The sequence below is a fragment of the Streptomyces sp. NPDC126503 genome (assembly GCF_040302405.1).
GTDB lineage: Bacteria > Actinomycetota > Actinomycetes > Streptomycetales > Streptomycetaceae > Streptomyces > Streptomyces gulbargensis.
In genome coordinates this window covers 150,511-168,104 of sequence record NZ_JBEORS010000014.1, presented here as the reverse complement: position 1 = coordinate 168,104, position 17,594 = coordinate 150,511, and the positions used below count along the sequence as shown (strand labels likewise).

The 17,594-nt window shown below is 73.2% G+C and carries 15 protein-coding genes; 6 read left to right on the top strand and 9 right to left on the bottom strand.

The annotated features are described in order from the left end of the window. Nucleotides 1-80 precede the first annotated feature (80 nt). The 3 genes from ABTY40_RS19785 to ABTY40_RS19775 all read right to left on the bottom strand — a co-directional run bounded on the left by ABTY40_RS19785 (nt 81) and on the right by ABTY40_RS19775 (nt 1,661). A complete protein-coding gene (locus tag ABTY40_RS19785) occupies nt 81-431 on the bottom strand; it encodes a hypothetical protein (protein WP_352060690.1) in 351 nt (116 codons plus the stop codon). Nucleotides 432-793: 362 nt separating this feature from the next. Next, on the bottom strand, nt 794-1,213 hold the full coding sequence (locus tag ABTY40_RS19780) for an ATP-binding protein (protein ID WP_352060689.1): 420 nt from the start codon (nt 1,211-1,213) through the stop codon (nt 794-796). Between the two features lie 79 nt (nt 1,214-1,292). Beyond that, nucleotides 1,293-1,661 (bottom strand): STAS domain-containing protein, encoded by a 369-nt coding sequence (locus tag ABTY40_RS19775; RefSeq protein WP_345285152.1) that lies wholly within the window; start codon nt 1,659-1,661, stop codon nt 1,293-1,295. A 222-nt stretch (nt 1,662-1,883) separates the two neighbouring features. Between ABTY40_RS19775 and ABTY40_RS19770 the strand changes: the two genes are divergently transcribed. From ABTY40_RS19770 to ABTY40_RS19760, 3 genes are all read left to right on the top strand, one after another. Then, a complete protein-coding gene (locus ABTY40_RS19770) occupies nt 1,884-2,837 on the top strand; it encodes an RNA polymerase sigma factor SigF (protein ID WP_352060688.1) in 954 nt (317 codons plus the stop codon). Nucleotides 2,838-2,993: 156 nt separating this feature from the next. Further along, nucleotides 2,994-4,181, top strand: coding sequence for a DegT/DnrJ/EryC1/StrS family aminotransferase (locus ABTY40_RS19765; protein ID WP_352060687.1), 1,188 nt, complete (start codon nt 2,994-2,996; stop codon nt 4,179-4,181). Beyond that, nucleotides 4,178-6,274, top strand: coding sequence for a lipopolysaccharide biosynthesis protein (locus ABTY40_RS19760; RefSeq protein ID WP_352060686.1), 2,097 nt, complete (start codon nt 4,178-4,180; stop codon nt 6,272-6,274). Before ABTY40_RS19765 ends, ABTY40_RS19760 begins: the two co-directional genes overlap by 4 nt. A 14-nt stretch (nt 6,275-6,288) precedes the next feature. Here ABTY40_RS19760 and ABTY40_RS19755 read toward each other — a convergent pair whose 3' ends face one another. The 6 genes from ABTY40_RS19755 to ABTY40_RS19730 all read right to left on the bottom strand — a co-directional run bounded on the left by ABTY40_RS19755 (nt 6,289) and on the right by ABTY40_RS19730 (nt 13,214). Further along, complete coding sequence (locus ABTY40_RS19755) at nt 6,289-7,350, bottom strand: glycosyl hydrolase (RefSeq protein ID WP_352060685.1); 1,062 nt, start codon at nt 7,348-7,350, stop codon at nt 6,289-6,291. After that, complete coding sequence (locus ABTY40_RS19750; protein WP_352060684.1) at nt 7,347-7,784, bottom strand: hypothetical protein; 438 nt, start codon at nt 7,782-7,784, stop codon at nt 7,347-7,349. Before ABTY40_RS19750 ends, ABTY40_RS19755 begins: the two co-directional genes overlap by 4 nt. Nucleotides 7,785-7,894: 110 nt before the next feature. Beyond that, on the bottom strand, nt 7,895-9,838 hold the full coding sequence (locus ABTY40_RS19745; protein WP_352060683.1) for a hypothetical protein: 1,944 nt from the start codon (nt 9,836-9,838) through the stop codon (nt 7,895-7,897). A 115-nt stretch (nt 9,839-9,953) separates the two neighbouring features. Further along, entirely contained in the window at nt 9,954-10,763 is an 810-nt protein-coding gene (locus ABTY40_RS19740) for a polysaccharide deacetylase family protein (protein ID WP_352060682.1), read from the bottom strand. Then, on the bottom strand, nt 10,760-12,055 hold the full coding sequence (locus tag ABTY40_RS19735) for a glycosyltransferase family 2 protein (RefSeq protein WP_352060681.1): 1,296 nt from the start codon (nt 12,053-12,055) through the stop codon (nt 10,760-10,762). The genes ABTY40_RS19740 and ABTY40_RS19735 overlap by 4 nt, the downstream gene beginning before the upstream one ends. Before the next feature lie 67 nt (nt 12,056-12,122). Continuing rightward, on the bottom strand, nt 12,123-13,214 hold the full coding sequence (locus ABTY40_RS19730) for a GNAT family N-acetyltransferase (RefSeq protein WP_352060680.1): 1,092 nt from the start codon (nt 13,212-13,214) through the stop codon (nt 12,123-12,125). A gap of 409 nt (nt 13,215-13,623) precedes the next feature. Between ABTY40_RS19730 and ABTY40_RS19725 the strand changes: the two genes are divergently transcribed. The 3 genes from ABTY40_RS19725 (at nt 13,624) to ABTY40_RS19715 (ending at nt 17,581) form a co-directional block, all read left to right on the top strand. Then, complete coding sequence (locus tag ABTY40_RS19725; protein WP_352060679.1) at nt 13,624-15,669, top strand: S8 family serine peptidase; 2,046 nt, start codon at nt 13,624-13,626, stop codon at nt 15,667-15,669. Nucleotides 15,670-15,982: 313 nt separating this feature from the next. Continuing rightward, nucleotides 15,983-17,128: an amidase domain-containing protein gene (locus tag ABTY40_RS19720; protein ID WP_352060678.1), complete on the top strand. Its 1,146-nt coding sequence runs from the start codon at nt 15,983-15,985 to the stop codon at nt 17,126-17,128. Between the two features lie 18 nt (nt 17,129-17,146). Further along, nucleotides 17,147-17,581, top strand: coding sequence for a Cif family virulence factor (locus ABTY40_RS19715; RefSeq protein ID WP_352060677.1), 435 nt, complete (start codon nt 17,147-17,149; stop codon nt 17,579-17,581). The last annotated feature ends 13 nt before the right edge of the window (nt 17,582-17,594 follow it).

The window sequence follows — 17,594 nt, the reverse complement described above, 5'->3', positions numbered from 1 at the left end:
CCTGACGGGCGGATCCGCGTGACAAAGGGGCCTGGCCCGGCACTCCCTTCGGAGTGCCGGGCCAGGCCCCTTCTCGCGTGTCAGCGCGTCTGGGCGCTGAAGCCCCGCAGGAAGTTCTTGGTGCCGCACCGGACGTGCGACTTCTGGCCCGGCCCGACCCAGGGACCGTAGAGGGTCCAGGTCATCACGTGCTCCCGCGCCCCCTGCACCTGGTCGCACTTGATCACCACCCGGTGCTGCTTGACCGCCTTGCCGCCGCCCGACTTGCAGGTGGAGTAGGCCGTAGGGCGGCCCAGCTTGTCCATGCTCGCGTACGCCTTGCAGGTGTACTTCCCCGCTGCCTGGGCCGGTGCCGCGGCGAGCAGGCCGGTGCCCGCGGCCCCCAGCATCACCGCGAGAGTTCCGGAGGCGAGCTTCTTCCCCCAACGCATGGGTGTTCCTTTCCTCGTGCCAAGACCTGGGAGAGGGCTCGGCACGTCTTTCACCTGCCGGTCGCGCAGGCAGTGCGAGTGCGATGTTCGCCCGGGCGAACGAGAAGAGACAATCACCGCGCTCCCTTGGCGACAAGGGAAAACCGCGGGTTTGAGTACTTTCTGAGTACGAGCGCCTACAGGGCCCCGAGTACCGCGGCGCGCCCGGCTCCGGCCGGTGGCCTGCGGGCATGGCGAGGCCCCCGGGCGCGGGAGGGCGCACGGGGGCTCAGGGGAGGGGGCCCGGGGCGCCTTGGGGGCCCACGGAGGGAACGGGCCCGTGGTCCCCCGGCGGGACGCCGGGGCGAGGAAGGGGGGCTTCCCTAGGAAGGCGCGGCCAGTTCGGCCCACACGGTCTTGCCGGGGGCGCCGGGGATGCGTTCGACGCCCCAGTCGAGACAGAGGCGCTGCACGATGAACATGCCGTGGCCGCCGGGGCGTCCGGCGCGGTGCGGCGTGCGGGGCGTCGGCTGGCCCGCGCCCCGGTCGGAGACCTCCAGGCGCAGCGCCTTCGGCAGCCGTACGACGCGGAGGCTCTCGGGGCCCTCCGCGTGCAGGCAGGCGTTGGTCACGAGCTCGGAGACGACGAGCAGGACGTCCTCCGCGGCGGCCCTGCGGTCCGCGGTGGCGGCCGGCAACCAGCCCCATTCCTGGAGCGCGGTTCTCGTGAAGTCGCGGGCGAGCGGCACCGTGCCGCTCGTCTCGCCGAGGGCGAGGGTACGGACGTCGGTGGCTTGGTCCATCAGCGCTTCACCTCACCGAGTGACGAGACAGAGGGGCAGGACGTGCGGGTGGTGCGAGGGGGGTGGGGCTGCGGCGCCCTCAGCCGGGCAGGGCCGTGTCGAGGGAGTCGTGCAGGGTGAACACGGCGTCGGCGCCGGTGATCCGGAAGACCCGGGCCACCGCGGGGCGCATCGCCACCAGGTGGACGCCGCCACCGGCGGCCTCCGCCCGCATCCGGGCGCCCAGCAGGACGTTCAGGCCGGTCGAGTCGCAGAACTCGAGTTCCGAGCAGTCGACCACGAGCCGCGTGCGGCCCGCGTCGAGCGCCCCGTCGAGCGGGGCACGCAACAGTTCGGCCGTGTGGTGATCGAGCTCACCCCGGGGTGCGAGGAGTTCGCTGCCACCCACGGTCCGGACCTCGACCCGCAGCCGACCGGGCTGCGCGCTGTCGATGTTCTGGCGGTCCATGGCCGTGCCTCTTCTCGCTCTCGCGTATGCCGACTGATGTGCCACGAACCCTACAAGCGGGATGGCCTTTCCTGCACATGAGGTCCCCCATAAACCAGGACAAGCATGACTATTGGCACTTGCAACCGTCCGGGTGAAGCCGGTAGGGCTAGAGGAGAACACCCGACACGGCCGGCTTTGGAGGCGCCGCAAACCGCAGCAAGAAGACCACGGAGGAGTTCCATGTCACCCCGGCTCGACGCCCCGCGTACCCCCGACGCGCCGTCGGCAATCCCGTTCCCCGCCCCTTCGACCCCGGACCCCGAGTCCCCCGCCGGACTGTTCCCGGACGGTCCGACCCCGTACGACACGACGCCCGACCCCTGGTCCCTCGACCCCCGGAGCCTCGACCGCCGTCCGCTCGACCGGATGGCCCCGGCCGACGCGCGCGCCCTGTCCAAGGACCTCTTCGCCCGGCTCGCCGAGCTGGAGGAGGGCACCCACGAGTACGCGTACGTCCGCAACACCCTCGTCGAGCTGAACCTGGCCCTGGTGAAGTTCGCCGCCGGCCGGTTCGCCAGCCGCAGCGAGCCGATGGAGGACATCGTCCAGGTCGGCACCATCGGCCTCATCAAGGCGATCGACCGCTTCGAACTGTCCCGTGGCGTCGAGTTCCCGACCTTCGCGATGCCGACGATCATCGGCGAGATCAAGCGCTTCTTCCGCGACACGTCCTGGTCGGTGCACGTCCCGCGCCGCCTGCAGGAGCTGCGCATCACGCTCGCGCGCACCGGCGACGAACTCGCCCAGCGCCTCGACCGCTCCCCGACCGTCGCCGAGCTCGCCCGGGAACTCGGCATCTCCGAGGACGAGGTCGTCGAGGGCATGGCCGCGAGCAACGCGTACACCGCCAGCTCCATCGACGCGCAGGCCGACGAGGAGGACGGCGAGAACTCCCTCGCCGACCGGCTCGGCTACGAGGACCACGGCATCAGCGGCATCGAGTACATCGCCTCCCTCAAGCCGATGATCGCCTCCCTGCCCTCCCGTGAGCGGCAGATCCTCTCACTGCGTTTCGTCTCCGGGATGACCCAGTCGGAGATCGGCCAGGAGCTCGGCATCTCGCAGATGCACGTCTCCCGGCTGCTCACCCGCACCCTCGCCCGGCTGCGCCGGGGACTGACTCTGGAGGAATGAGCCCCGCCGCCTCTCCCCAGCCGTCAGGATGACTGCGGAAAGGGCCCGTTCACGGTCGACCGACCCGGGACGGGCCCTTCCGCGCGACCGGCGGGCCGTGTTGACGCGTCCGTCCGGGAGGGGCCACATTGAGCCCGGGGTTCAGGGGGGAATCACATGGTTTCTGCGTACGCGGAACTCGAGGAGGACATGCGCAGGCGGCTCGGGGGCCGGGAGTGCCTCTACGTCCCCTCCTGCCGCCTCGGCCTCTATCTGGCGCTGCGCCACTTCTGCCCGCAAGGCGGCCGGGTGCTGATGTCGCCGGTCAACGACGACGTCATCCTCTTCGTTGTCCTCGCCGCCGGACTGCGCCCGGTGCAGGCACCGCTCGACCCCCGGGACGGCTCGATCGACCCGGCGGCCGTCCCCGGGTCCGTCTGGCGGGGCCTGTCCGCCGTCCTCACCACCAACCTGTACGGGAACCCCGACCCGGCCCCCGACCTGCGGGCCCGCTGCGACCTGCTCGGCATCCCGCTGATCGAGGACGCCGCCCACGCGATCGGCTCCACCACCGGCGGCCGCCCGGTCGGCACGTACGGCGAGGCCGCCGTCTTCAGCCTGTCCAAGCACACCGGCGCCAAGACCGGCGGCTTCCTCGCCCTCGCGGACCCCTCGCTCCGCGCGGAGCTGACCCGCGCCCGCGACGCCCTGCTGCACCCGGCCCGTACGGCGTCCGAACTCGCCTACGTCCTGCGGCCCGGCGCGGAGGCGGCCGTACGGCACCTGAGGCTGACCGGCGCCGCCCGCGCCGCCCTGCGGGCCCTCGGCCTGGAGGAGCGCGAGGAGATCCGGATGCCGCTGCGCGCCGACGCCCTCGCGCGGGCCCTGCCGGCCGCGCCCGCGCTGGCCCCGTTCCACTCCTGGATCCGGGTCGACATGCACGACTACCGCCTGCGTCCCGGACCGGCCAGGCTCCGCCGCACCCGGGCCAGGCTCGCCCGGCTCGACACGGTCCTCGCCGCCCACCGGGAGGGCACCGCGCGCCTCCTGGACAGCGAGTACGGGCCCGGCGGCGGACCGGCCCAGCCGCTGTTCCGGGTGCCGCTGCTCGTCGAGGACCGGGACGCGGCCGTCGCCGCGCTCGCCCGGCACCGGATCACCGTCGGCTACCTCTACGACCCGCCGCTCGACACCTACGCGGGCGGGGCGTTCACCGACCCCTCCCCCGCCCCGGCCGCCGCCGCACACTTCGCCCGGCACGCCCTGCCCGTGGACCCGCGCCGCGCCGCCCGGGCGCTCACGGCCCTGCGCTCCGCCGGAATCACGCCCGCCCTCCCCGCCACGGCCCCCGGCGGCGCGCGGTGACCGGGACGATACGCACGCCGGACACCGGCCGCCCCCCGGGAAAGCCCACGAGCGCCGCGCCGGAGCCCCCGGCGGACACGGACGGGCCCGGCGACGGCTCCCTGTTCCGCAACGCGTACGCCCTCATGCTGTCCACCGGCGTCTCCGCCGCCCTCGGCCTCGGCTTCTGGCTGGTGGCCGCCCGCCACTACACCGAGGAGGCCGTCGGGCAGGGCTCCGCCGCCATCGCCGCGCAGCGCATGCTCGCCTCGCTCACGGCGACGACGCTGACCGGCGCGGTCGTCCGCTACGTACCCCGGGCCGGGCGCGCCACCGGGCCGCTGGTGGCCCGCCTGTACCTGGTCAGCACGCTGGTCGTCGGCGTCGCCTCCGGTGTCTTCCTGCTCACCCTGGACTGGTGGGGACCCTCGTACGCCCCCCTCGGCACGCTCTCCGCCGGTGTCTTCTTCACCGCCGCCAGCGTCGGCTGGGCGCTGCTCACCCTCCAGGACGCCGTCCTCACCGGCCTGAGACGGGCCGTTTGGGTCCCCGTCGGCAACGCCGTCTTCTCGCTCGGCAAGCTGATCCTGCTCGTCGTCCTCGCCGCCGGGCTGCCGGTCCTCGGCGTCTTCGTCTCCTGGTCGGCGGCGATCGCGCTCTCCGTGGTACCGCTCGGCTGGCTCGTCTTCCGGCGGCTCATCCCCCGTCAGGCCCGCGCCGACCGGGACCGCGAGCCGCCCACGATGCGCGAGATCGGCCGGTTCCTCGCCGGGGACTCCGTGGGCTCGGTCTTCAGCCTGCTCATGATCAGCCTGCTGCCGATGATGGTCGCCGTCCGCTTCGACTCCGCCCACAACGCCTTCTTCTACACGGCCTACACCGTCGGCGGCACGATGGAGTTCATGGCCATCAACATGGCCTCCTCCCTCACCGCCCACGCCTCGCACAGCCCCGAGTCCCTCGCCGAAGGGGTGCGGGGCGCGCTGCGCCGCATGGCGCTGCTGCTCGTCCCGGTCGTCCTCGTCCTCGTCGTCCTCGCCCCGCTGATCCTCGCCCCCTTCGGCACGGAGTACGCCGAGAAGGGCACGACCGTGCTGCGGCTGCTCTCGGCCGCCGCGCTGCCCCGGGTCGCCGTCGAGCTGTACATCGGCGTCCTGCGCGTCCAGGGCCGCACCGGCATGCTCGCCGCCCTGCAGGGCGGCATGTGCGTCCTGGTGCTCGGCAGCGCGGCCGTCCTCCTCGGGCCCTTCGGCATCGCCGGGGCCGGGTACGCGGCCCTCGGCGGGATGACCGTGACGGCCGTCGCGTGCGTACCGGGCCTGCGGGCCACGCTCCAGGGCCGGACGGCGCCCGAGGGACCGAAGGCCGCGGCGCGGGTGAGGGAGCGCGCGGAGGACGGCTACGGCACCAACTGGGCGCGCGAGAGCGCCTATCTGCGCGGGGCGCACGACTCGGTGACACCGGCGTTCGGCATCCCCGTCCTCGTCCCCCGGGACCGGTACGAGGAACCGGCCGCCCCACCCCAACGGCTCGCGCCCCGGCGCACGCCGGTGCCCGCACCGCTGCTGTGGCCGCTCCTCGGCGGCGCCGCGGCCCTCTTCTGGCTCCCGCTGGTCCCCGCCGGCGACCTCGCCCCCGGCCGGCTCTCCGGCCCCGCCCTCCTCGCCGCCCTGCCGCCGGCGACCCTCGCCGCCGGACTGCTGCTCGTCGCCCTCCAGGGCGTCGCCGTCGGCCTGCGGACCTTCCGGCCCGGCTTCACCGCGGCGGTGCTGCTCACCACCTTCCTCGCCCTGCACACCGCGCCACCCCTGCTCGGCCTGTCCCCCGCGGACGCCCGCGGCCCCGGCGCCGCCCTCCTCGGCGAGGGCCCGGCCGCCGCCACGGCCCCGATCGTGGCCCAGGCCCTCTGCCTCCTCCTCGCCGCCGCCCTGCTCCACGCCCTCGGCGCGGGCCCGCGCGTCACGGCCGGGGCCGTCTGGGTCCTGGTCTGGGCCGGCTGGGCGGGACAGCAGGCGTTCGCGGCGGCGCCGCTGACGGTGCTGCTGGGGCTGGGCGGAGGGGCGATGGCGGGGTACGCGCTGCGGGGCCTCACCGGCGGCCCGCGTCGCCGCTGAGCCTCCCGTGCCCGTCAGCGCCGTGGCAGGGGCTGCTTGAAGTACGGGTCCTGGCCGGCGATCCGGTAGCCCTCCAGGGCCGGCCCCCGGTCGACGGTCAGGTCGCAGCCGGGACCGGGCACGGCGCGGTTCCAGTGCACGTACGCCTTCACCTTCGGCAGCGTCGGGGCGACCCCGGGGATGGCGGCGTACCAGTCGCGCTGCCGCTCGGGCCGTTCCGGGTCGGGGGCGGTGGAGAACTCGGAGAGCATGACGGGCTTGTCGGCGGAGATGTGCTCGCGCAGCCAGTCGTAGCTAGGGCGCTGGCTGCTGCCGAAGTCCAGCCAGTTCGGTGACTTGTGGCAGAGGTAGTAGTTGTACTGGTCCATGCCGATCCAGTCGACGTAGTCGTCGCCCGGGTAGAGCCGCTTCATCAGGTCGGTGTTGCCGAGGTAGCCGGAAACGGTCCAGACCCACACCACGTTGGTCACGCCCAGCTTCTCGAAGCGGTCGCGGACGTGACGGTAGGCGGCGACGTACTCCTGGGGGGTCCCCGCGCCCTGTTCGATGCGGAAGTCGGCCTCCTGGTCGAAGGAGAAGAAGACCCGCTTGCCGTACGCCTTGACGCGCCGGGCCTGGGGGTCGATGACGGAGCTGTCGTACGCTCCCGCGGCGATGTTCTTCCAGCCGAGCTGGCGCTCCGTCCAGTTGGCGTGGTGCTTCTCGGTCCAGACGGTGGATTCCCAGGCGAGCATGAGAAGCCGTTCGCGGCCGAGTTCGACCTCGTCGGGGGTGAGCAGCTCACCGTCGGCCTTGCTCCCCGACATGTCGTGGTACGTGTAGACCAGGTCGAGCTTGCGGCCGATCTTCCTCTCGAAGGCGTACACCGGCCGGGTGAGCGAACTGTCCTCGTCGTAGGGGATGTACGCGCCCCACCAGGCTCCGCACGACAGGACCAGCTTCTCGTTCGGCGCGCAGTCGTCGTCGCCCTCGGCGAGGGCCGTCCAAACGCCTATCCCGGCGGTCAGCGCGCCGACGGCGGCGAGCGCCACGGCCAGCCGGGCCGCGGCCCCTCCCTTGCCGTGCCGCCGCTTCACCGGGCCTCACCGGAGCTTCGTTTGCGGAATCCGCCGGAGGGCCGGACCCCCTCGCGCTCGACGGCGCCGCGTGTGGCGGCCGGGAGCGGCACTCCCGGCAGGACGGCGGCCACGCTGACGAAGAGGGCGAGGACCGCCAGGAAGACGACGAGCGAGAACGACTCGGCGAGGAACAGGGCGGTCGCGGCGAGCGTGGCCACGGACAGGCTGAGGGGCGCGGCGAAGGCCAGGGCTTCCAGGCGGGCGCCGGGCCGCAGTCCGCCCGGCTGCGGGAACAGCAGGGCGAGGCCGGGGCCGAGGGTGACGAAGGCGAGGACGGGAATCCAGCGCAGCGGGGAGCCGCCGGGGAAGGCGGTCGCGGCGAGGGCGATCCATCCGGACGCCGCGAGGGCGGCTCTGCGCCGGACACGTGGGATCAAACGTGGGTGGGCCATGGCGTACCTGCTCCTCGTGCGTGGGGTCTGGGGTGGGGCGTGTCCGGACGTGTCCGGCCACCGGTGGCTCGGCGTTCCGCGGTCGACCCACCGGTCGATCGGCCGGAGGGTCAGCCGCCGGTCGTGGGCCGGTAGCGCAGGACGAGTCCGTGCGGGCTCTCTTCCACGACCGCGAACAGCGGGGATCTCTTCAGCGCCCGCCGGAGGGTGTCGAAGCCTCCCTCCGGGAGGTAGCCCTCACCGATGACCGCCTCGCTCTGGGTGGGGGTGAGGATCACGTAGGCCGGTTTCCCGGCGGGGATGCCGCCGGCGAGGTAGCCGGCCGGGTCCTTCAGCATGCGCAGGTTCTCGTCGACCTCCTGCTCGGTGAAGAACCAGCGCTCGTAACGGTCGTAGCGGTAGTACGAGTCGGCGAAGGCGCCGGTGGCGGCGAGCACGAGCGCGCCTTCGGGAGCCCGGTCGATGGCGCGGCGGGTGAGCGCGGTCTCGCCGGGGGGCGCGTAGTGCATGCCCTCCTTGCCGTAGTACGACGGCAGGAAACCGGCGAGCATCGCCACGAGCGTCACGGGCAGGGTGACCACGGCCGTACGGCGGGCGACCTTGGCCGCCCGGCTCGCGGCCCCGGCGGCGGGGACGAGGGCGGCGGCCGCGAAGAAGGCCGCGCCGGGCAGGCCGAACAGGTAGACGCGGAAGATCATCTCTCCGCCGTAGTCGTTGAGGGCGAACATCGGCAGCGGAGCAGCGGCGGCCAGGACCAGCGGCAGTGCGCTGCGGGCCAGCTTGCGGCGGAGCAGTACGGCGGCTGCGGCGAGTCCGCCGAGGGCGAGGACCATGAGGACGTTGGCGCTGCCGACCAGTTCGGGGCCGGGGCCGGTGGGGTCGCCGGCGAAGCCGGGACGGGAGTTGCCGAGGAGGTCGCCGGCCTTCTCGCGCAGGGTGCCGAGGGTGTCGAGGAACAGGGCACGGCCCATGGTCAGGTTCCAGACCAGCATGATCAGGCCGGTGGTGGCGAGGAGCCCGAGGTTCCGGTAGCGGCGGGTGAGACAGAGGACGAAGAGGGTCGCACACAGCATCACGGGAGTGAGCTGGTGCGAGGCGTTGATGGTGGCGACGACCGGGACGAGGAAGAGGACGGCGACCGCGCGCTGGCGGGTGGTGGTGGGCGGTGGCACGGCCGCCGCGGCCGGGTCGAGTGCGGAGCGGTCACGGAGCGCGCCGGCCGATCCGGGCAGCACGAAGTGCCGGACGACGACGGCGAGGACGGTGAGGTGGAGCAGGTACGAGAAGCCCTGCGGGGAGAGGTAGTCCTGGCCGACCCAGTTCGCCAGCTGGAAGATCCACACGCCGGTCCACACGAGCCGCCAGTCGTCGCTGAACGTGCGGTAGACGAGGATGAGGACGGGCGCGGTGAGCAGTCCGAGCGCGACCGGGGCCCAGTTGATGAACGAGGCGGCGCCGTCGACACCGAAGGCGCGGACCAGGGCCGCGTCGAGGGAGAAGAAACCGGGCCACTGGTCGTACGCGGACATGCCGCCGGACAGCTCGCGCCCGGGGTGGACGGTGCCTTCCGCGAGGAGCCTGCTGATGATGGCGTCGTGCTTGGACGCCCAGGCGTAGCGGACGGTGTCGTACAGGATCGCCGGCGGTGCCTTGAGGGCGACGAGCATCGCCGCGCAGTAGGTCGCCGGCCAGAGCGGGGCGGTCCCCGCACGCCGCAGAGTCAGCACGAACCCGAAGGTCAGCACGGCGAGGGCGACATAGAAACCGAGGGGGAAGCGGTCCAGGAGGCCGAATTCCTCGATGCTCCGGAAGTCGATGCGGGGCAGGGCCCAGAGCCAGAGCGCGGCGGCGAGGAGGAGCAGGGCCAGGTTGAGGGCGGCCGGTGAGCGGAGCGTGGCGGCGGGGCCGGGTCGGCGGGTGACCGCTCCTCCTGCGGACTCCCGTGCCGGGACGCCCCGGTCCCCGGCTTCTCGCCCCCCTGCGTCCTGCGAGGCGGCGGGGGACGGCACGCCGCCGCTCCCGGTCACCGGTGTTGACGGCACATGGTGCTGCACGACGGTTCTCCCCCCACCATCCGCTGGGATGAACAAAGGAACGTACTTCGGTCATGTCCGTGCACTCAACCACCGTCCCCGGGGACCCGGTTGGCGCTTGCCGTGCTCCGCCCGCTCAGCCCGCGAACTCCGGCCCCCTGAGCCGGGCGCGGGCCCTGCGGTACATCCGCCAGCCGATCGTGGGCAGGGAGTCCGGGTACGGGGCGGTTCGCGCGCCCCGGCCCTCCATCCACTGCTCCACGTCGGTGACGGTGTGGGTGCGGCGCACGATGAGGCGGGCGAGGCGGAAGACCTCGTCGCGCCGGGAGCTGAGGGCGTGCCGGACGGCGGCGGCCGAGGCGTAGCCGGCGGCCGCGGCGGCCCGGCGGACGGCCGGGCTGTTGTAGCCGTGCGGGTAGGCGAGGTGCCGCACCTCGTGGCCGAGGGCGTCCTCCAGGACCGCCTTGGGCTCGCGCAGTTCGCGGCGCAGGGCGTGCGGCGCGAGGGTGTCGAGCTGCGGGTGGGTGACGGTGTGGGCGCCGACCTCCATGCCGTACTCCTCCAGGCGCGGGGCCTGCGCGAGGGTCATCATCGGCGCGGGCGGCAGGAGGCAGGGGCGGCCGGGGGTGATCGCCCCGGTCGTGAGGTAGGCGGTGGCGGGCAGCGCGCGGGAGGCGAGGGCCTCGGCGGTGGGTCCGGCCAGGTCGGCGAAGCCGTCGTCGAAGGTGAGGACGACGGGGCGGGGCGGCAGCGGGGCGCCGGCGGTGAGGTGCGCGACGAGGGTGCCGACGGTGACGGCGGTGCGGCCGCCGGCCACGATCGCGTCGAGCTGTGACGCGAAGTCCCGTGGTGTGACGGTGAATTCGGCGATCCAGTCCGGCGGGTCGTCCATCACGGCGTGGTAGAGGAGGACCGGCACGCGGCTGGGGAGGGGTGCTCCGTTCATCGCGCGCCTCCGCGTGTGCGGGCCGCCAGGTAGCCGATGGGGCCGTACAGCATGCCGCGCCGCTCCCGCCGGGAGAGGCCGCGGGGCCAGGGGTGGTGGGTGCCGTGCTCGCCGGGGACGCCGCCGCCGGGGGTCTGTCCGCGCGAGGCGGTCATCGCGCGGGCGTGGGCGAGGCCGCGCGGGAGCCGGGCGAGGAGCGCGGGCAGCAGGCGGGGGCTGCGGACGAGGGTGGCGGTGAGGTAGGCGGTGAGGCCGGCGCCGTAGCCGTACGCCTGGTTCCGCAGGTCCTGCCAGGTTTCGCGGTGGTGGTGCCAGACGAGGGCCTCGGGGGTGTAGCGGAGGCGGAAGCCGGCGGTGAGGACGGCGACGAAGGCGTACAGGTCGTCGCCGCCCTTCGCCGGTGTGCCGGTGCCGGTGGCCGGGTCGAAGCCGCCGGCCTTCCGCAGGGCCCCGGCGCGGAAGGCCATGTTGGCGCCGGAGCCGAAGCTGCCGGCGGTGAACGGGAAGAGGGGTTCGTCGGCGGGCGGCTCGGCCGGGTCGTACAGGCGGGGCGCGAAGCCCTTGGCGAAGCCGCCGTGCGCTTCGAGGAGGATCTGCGCGGGGGTGGCGAGCCGGGCGGGCAGGATGAGGCCGGTGGCGCAGCCGAGGCCGGGGTCGGCGGTGAACGGTTCGGTGAGCGCGGTGAGCCAGTGCGGGTCCGCGATCACGTCGTCGTCGGTGAAGGCGAGGACGTCCCCGTCGGCGGCCGCGGCCCCGGTGTTGTGGGCGACGGCGAGCCCGGGGGCGTCCTCGCGGACGTACCGGACGCGGCCCGCGTACTCCTTGGTGACCAGGTCGCGGGTGTCGGTGGTGCGGGGCGCGTTGTCGACGACGATCAGTTCGTGGTCCGGGTGGTCCTGGGCGAGGAGCGAGTCGAGCGCGCGGGCGAGGGAGCCGGGCCGTTCGCGGGTGGCGACGATCACCGAGGTGCGGGGTGGGGGCCCTGCGGGCAGCGGCCGCCGGCGGGCGGCGAGCCGTTCGGCGTCGCTCCCGGGCCCGGCCGCCGCGAGCCGCTCCCGGGCGAGGGCGGTGAGCACCTCGGCGGGGTCCTGACCCTCGGGCACGTTGCCGACGACGGTGGCGGCGGGCCGCCCCCGGAGCCGTACGAGCGCGTACACGGCACCGCCGCCCACGAGCGGCGGTCCGCCGGGCGCGGGCCGGAACGACAGGACGCTCCCGCCGGACGCGTCGAGATCGAGCTCGGCGACGGAGAGGGGGCGGGGAGGCGGGGGCGGGGCGGGTCGGCTGCTCAACGGAGTCCCTCAGGGCGGTGCGGCGACGGGGTACGGGGGGAGCCGGAGACACTGCGGGGGGCGGCGGTCAAGCGTTGCCCCGCAGCCTGGCGACCCCGTTGAGGGCGGATCTCGCCCGAGCCGCGAGGGCGGGCCGGTTGCGGACGAAGCTGTGGACCCGCCGTGCGGGCTCGCGTCCCAGCCAGTGCAGGGCGGCCTGCGCGCCCGGGACGAAGACGGCGCCCTCACTCACCGTCAGCTCGCCCGTCTTCAGGGCGTCCTTGTACTCGGCGTCGCCGCGCCCCAGGTCAAGCATGCCGATCCCGGCGGCGGCGGCCGCCTCGGCCATCCGGAGATGGAGGACGAGGCCGGGCGAGTACTTCGCGAAGGCGGGGTCGTACGAGGGGAACCAGCAGGACAGCACGGTCGCGGACCGCAGCCCGAAGTGCGCGGCGATCGGCCGCTCCCCCACGTACAGCACGGACAGGACGCCGGAGCAGCCGGGCGCGCGCTGCTGGTGGAGGCGCCGGACGAGGGTGCTGATCCACTCCTTGGCGAAGCGGTCACCGCGCCCGGTCCTGCGGTACTGGGCGGACTTCCACCCCATGAGGGTGCGCAGGGCCGCCGGGTCGCGCTCGTCGAAGACGAACCGCACCTCGCCGTCGGCCTGGCGGGCGAGCCGGCGTTCCTTGGCGAGGGTGGTTCTGAGGAACTTGGGCGACTGGACGCGCAGCAGCGCCTCGTAGGCCGCGTACCCCTCGCCGACGTCGATCACGGGCGAGGCGAAGGACTCGGACGCGGCGCCCGCGAAGACGGGCTGGCCGTCCTCCAGGTTGTCGAACTCCCACATGGCGATCCCGCAGGCGCGGAGCACCGCGCGCGCGCCCGGCCGCAGTCCGGGACGGAGAACGGCGCCCTGGCTGTCGGAGACACCGAAGCCGATGGCCCGGCCCTGCCCCAACGGCCCCTTCTCGAAGGGGAAGAAGCCGACCGGCTCGTCGTCCTCCCACCACACGGCGACCCGCGAACGGGGCCGCACCTCTGCCACGGCGCGGGTGAACTCCGGTTCCATGAAGGGGTTCGCGGGAGCGCCGGACGCGGCCCGCAACGCGCGCCACGCCTCGATCTCGCGCTCGCCCAGCTCCCCCGGCCGCACGACCCGCACACGAAAAGCACTCACCCTGCGACCCCCCGGTCCACCCCTGAGCACTACCAGGACAGGACGGTACCGGCCCGCACCCCTCCCCGGCAGGCATACTCGCCCTTCGGATCGCGGAGGGGAGCGAGCGCGGCCGGAACGGGGCTGTTCCGCGGGCGTCCGGGGCGGAGCCGTTCTGCCGGCGTCCGGGGCGGAGTGCTTCGTTCCTGATGAACACCACCCATTCCGCTTCGCCGCGATACTCCTGTCGCCGTCTCAAATACCTTGCGCAGTCACACGGACACTCTTAGCGTTCATGATCGCCGGTCGCCGGTCGGCTCGGATGAAGAGATCCGACGTGCGGAGAACCGTGTTGTCCGCGGCGACCGCCATGGCGCCGTCCCGCCGGCTTCCTTCCCGCGCGCCTGAGCGCCCTTCCACGGAGTGATGAGTGAAGAGACCGATATGGGCCTTGGCCGCCGTCACGGCGGCCATGCTGTTCACCGCCGTCCCGGCCCACGCCGCCCCCCAGCCCGACGCCGTTCCGGCCGCCTCGACGGAGCCCGACCCGGTCGACCCGCCTCTGCTCGACGCGACGGCGGACGGCGGCACCGTCCGCGTCAACGTCATCACCCGCCAGCGCGCGGACCTGGACTCCACCTCCGAGGCGGGCGAGACGCTCGTCTCCTACGACTCACTGCCCTTCGTCACCCTCCGCGTGGACGAGGCGGGCCTGCAGCGGCTGAACGCCGATCCGAACGTCGTCAGCGTCTCCGAGGACGTACCGGTCCCTCCCTCCCTGGACGAATCCACCCTCGCGATCGGCGGCGACAGGACCTTCGCCGCCGGGAAGACCGGTGCCGGCACCACGGTCGCCGTCCTCGACACCGGCGTCGCCGTGAACCACCCGTTCCTCTCGGGGCGCGTCACGGGTGAGGCGTGCTTCTCGGTCACCGACGCGAGCTACGGTTCCACCAGCCTCTGCCCCGACGGCACCGGGGAGCAGGTGGGCCCCGGCAGCGCGGACGTCGAGGCGGGCCCCTGCGCCACCATGGGCGCGGCCTGCTCCCACGGAACCCACGTCGCGGGGATCGTCGCCGGAGACGGAACCGGTGTCGGCGGTGCCCCCAAGCGCGGTGTCGCCCCCGACGCGAACGTCCTCGCCATGCAGGTCTTCTCGAAGTTCACCTCCGACGACCGCTGCGGCGCCGGCAAGAGCCCGTGCGTGCTCAGCTTCACCAGCTCCCAGGTCAAGGCGCTGGAGAGGGTACTCGCGCTGAAGCGGTCCGGAACCGACATCGTCGCGGCGAACATGAGCCTGGGCAGCGGCCGCTGGAGCAGCGCGTGCTTCACCGACGCCCGCAGGGCGGTCATCGACAACCTGCTCGCCGCAGGGGTCGCCACGGTCGTCGCGGCCGGCAACAACGGTTACGCCGATGCCGTCAACGCCCCCGGCTGCGTGCCCTCCGCCCTCACGGTGGGTTCCACCACCGATGACGACCAGCTGTCCTCGTTCACCAACCGCGGCGCGCTGCTGGACCTGCTCGCTCCGGGGACCGGCATCGTCTCCTCGGTCCCCGGTGGCGGCTTCGCCTCGAAGGACGGCACCTCGATGGCCGCCCCCCACGTCGCCGGGGCCCTCGCCGTCCTCCGCCAGTCCTTCCCCGAGAAGCCGGTGACGGAGCTGGAGGCGCTCCTGCTGGAGTCGGGCGAAGCCGTCACCTACACGGGTGCGGTCACGCCCCGGATACAGCTCGACACGGCCGCGCTCGGCGGCGGCGGGGGCGGCACGGAGCCGGAAGAGGACCCGAAGCTGCACGAGTTCAGCAACTGGAACGCCGTGGTGATCCCCGACTCCGGCATCGTGCAGTCGACGGTCCAGGTGGAGGACTCGGGCCGGGCCCCCTCCACCCTCCAGGTGTACGTCGACATCCACCACGAATGGACGGGCGACCTGGAGATCGACCTGCTGGCTCCCGACGGGAGCGTCTACCCGCTGCGCCGGGTCCACTGGTCGGACGACGTCAAGGCGATCCACGAGGTCTACACGGTCGACGCGAGCTCGGAGGACGCTCTGGGCACGTGGACGCTTCGCGTCAACGACTTCTCGGCCGGCTCGGGCGGCGAGATCGTCGGCTGGGGACTGCGTTTCCCGTGGTTCCACAACTGGACCGAGACGCCGATCCCCGATCAGGGCACGGTCGAGCTGCCGATCGTCGTCGGCAGCCAGGTCCCCGGCAAGGCGCCCACCGGCGTGCGGGTCTACGCCGACGTGCACCACGCCTGGCGAGGTGACCTGAAGCTGGACCTCGTCGCTCCAGACGGGCGGGTCCACCCGCTGCGGGCGCCCGCGCCCAAGGACTCGGGCGACACGATCCACGAGTGGTACACCGTGGACGCGAGTGCCTCGCCCGCGAAGGGCACGTGGAAGCTGCGCGTCCAGGACACCCAGGCGGAGAGCACGGGCTCGGTCAGCGGCTGGACGATGACGTTCTGAGGCGCGTCCGCTCCGATGTCCCGCTCGGTGCGCCGGTCCGCCCTTCCGTGAGGGGCCGGGCTGGCGTGCCCGGCGGGGTCATCGTGCGAGGTCACCGCTCCACCGCTTGGGGCGGCCCGCGCCCGCCCGGGCAGCGGGCTCCGACACGGCCCCGGTGGAAGTCGGGGCGCCCCGAGGGAGGAATCCTCGGTTCCTGGTCCTCATCCCGCCATTGCCTCGCGTGATCCGGCCAGCGCCCCCAACGGGCCTGTACAGGGGATGAGCCGCTCTATAGACAGTTCGCGATCAACAAAAAATCAAGGGGGGAACCATCTTGCGTAGGAACACGCAGATACGAAGAACCGTCTCCGCCGCTCTGCTGGCCTTCGCCGTGGTGGGTGGGACGGCTCCCACCGCCCAGGCGGACGAGCCGGGCACGCCGGCCTCGGCCGAGGACACGGCGCAGTTCACCGGCATCGCCCAGGCGTACCTGCAGAAGCGGGCCGAGGCGGTCACGGCCCTCAGTGCCGAGCTGCCGCCCAGCGCGCCGGAGGACGTCTCGCCCGGTCTGGCGGAGGTGCTGGAGGCCGACTTCGACGCCCTGGCGGAACAGGGCCGCGTACTCGAAGGCGTCAACGGGGGCTACAGCCGCGCGGAGGTCGATCTCCTGGTCGACCAGGCGACGGTCAGCGGCAGCACCGCGACCGTGGAGGTCACCGAGGACACCAAGCTCCACTACCCGGACCCGCAGCCCGGCGAGCCGGCCTACGAGGAGTACTCGCTCCCGCACACGCTGACCTACGCCAGGTCGCTCGACGGGACCTGGGAGCTCACGAACGACCAGGCGCGGGTCGACTGGACCGGGCCCGCGCCGACGACCCAGCTCACCCAGCCGGTCGACGTGCCGGCCCCCGACTCCGAGGCCGAGGGCGACAAGCCGGTCGCCGCGCGCACGGAGCACGACGGCCTCGACATGCCGACCGAGGAGCCGGACCCGACCAGCGGCTACAACTACGGCAACATGGCGTCGTACGCGGACAGGCACTGGAAGCGGGCGAACTCCGACTACCGCGTCTACCCGAACGACTGCACCAACTTCATCTCGCAGGCGATGCGCGCGGGCGGCTGGGGCATGACGTCGGGCAGTGCGATGAGCCGCAAGGACAACAGCAAGTGGTTCTACGCCAGCTTCACGTGGACCACCAGCTACACCTGGGCGGGCGCCGAGAACTGGTACTGGTTCGCGAACAAGCACTCGAAGCGCACCAGGATGCTCAGCAATGTGTGGCACCTGGCCAAGGCCGATGTCCTGCAGGCGGACTGGAAGCGCGACGGCATCATCGATCACACCATGATCGTCACCGCCCGAAACGCGAACGAGGTCTACCTGACCTACCACACGCCCAGCACGCACAACAAGAAGCTCAGCACGATCCTGGCGCAGTACCCCCGTGCCTGGTGGTACGCCCACCGGACCTGATCCATGGATGAGGGACGCATGACCTTTCGAAAGTCTCACGTGTGGGCCGTCTTCGCCTCTGCGCTCCTGGTGGGGTGCACCCAGGATCCGGCTCCCGCGGGCCGTACGGAGCGGCAGACCGCCGAAGCCTATGTTCAGGCGCTGAACAGCCGTGATGTGGAGGCGCTCGTGAAGCTGGGGCCTCCCGGCTACGAAGAGGTGGAGGCGGACGCCCGCAAGGCCGTGGCCGCCGACGGCGGCAAGGGACTGGAGATCGACAGCGTCAAGGTGTCGCACGAGTTCGGTGACGACGTGGCGAGCGCCCACGTGGCCGCCACGGACCGGGCGGGCAAGCCGTTCGCCACCTATGTGCAGATGTCCCGCCATGACGGCACATGGGTCGTGGTCCTCGGCCACGCTCCCGGGGCCGGGAAGGCCGGCGCGAGCCCGGCGGCCACGGAGCCGCCGGGTTAGCGTCCACGCCCGG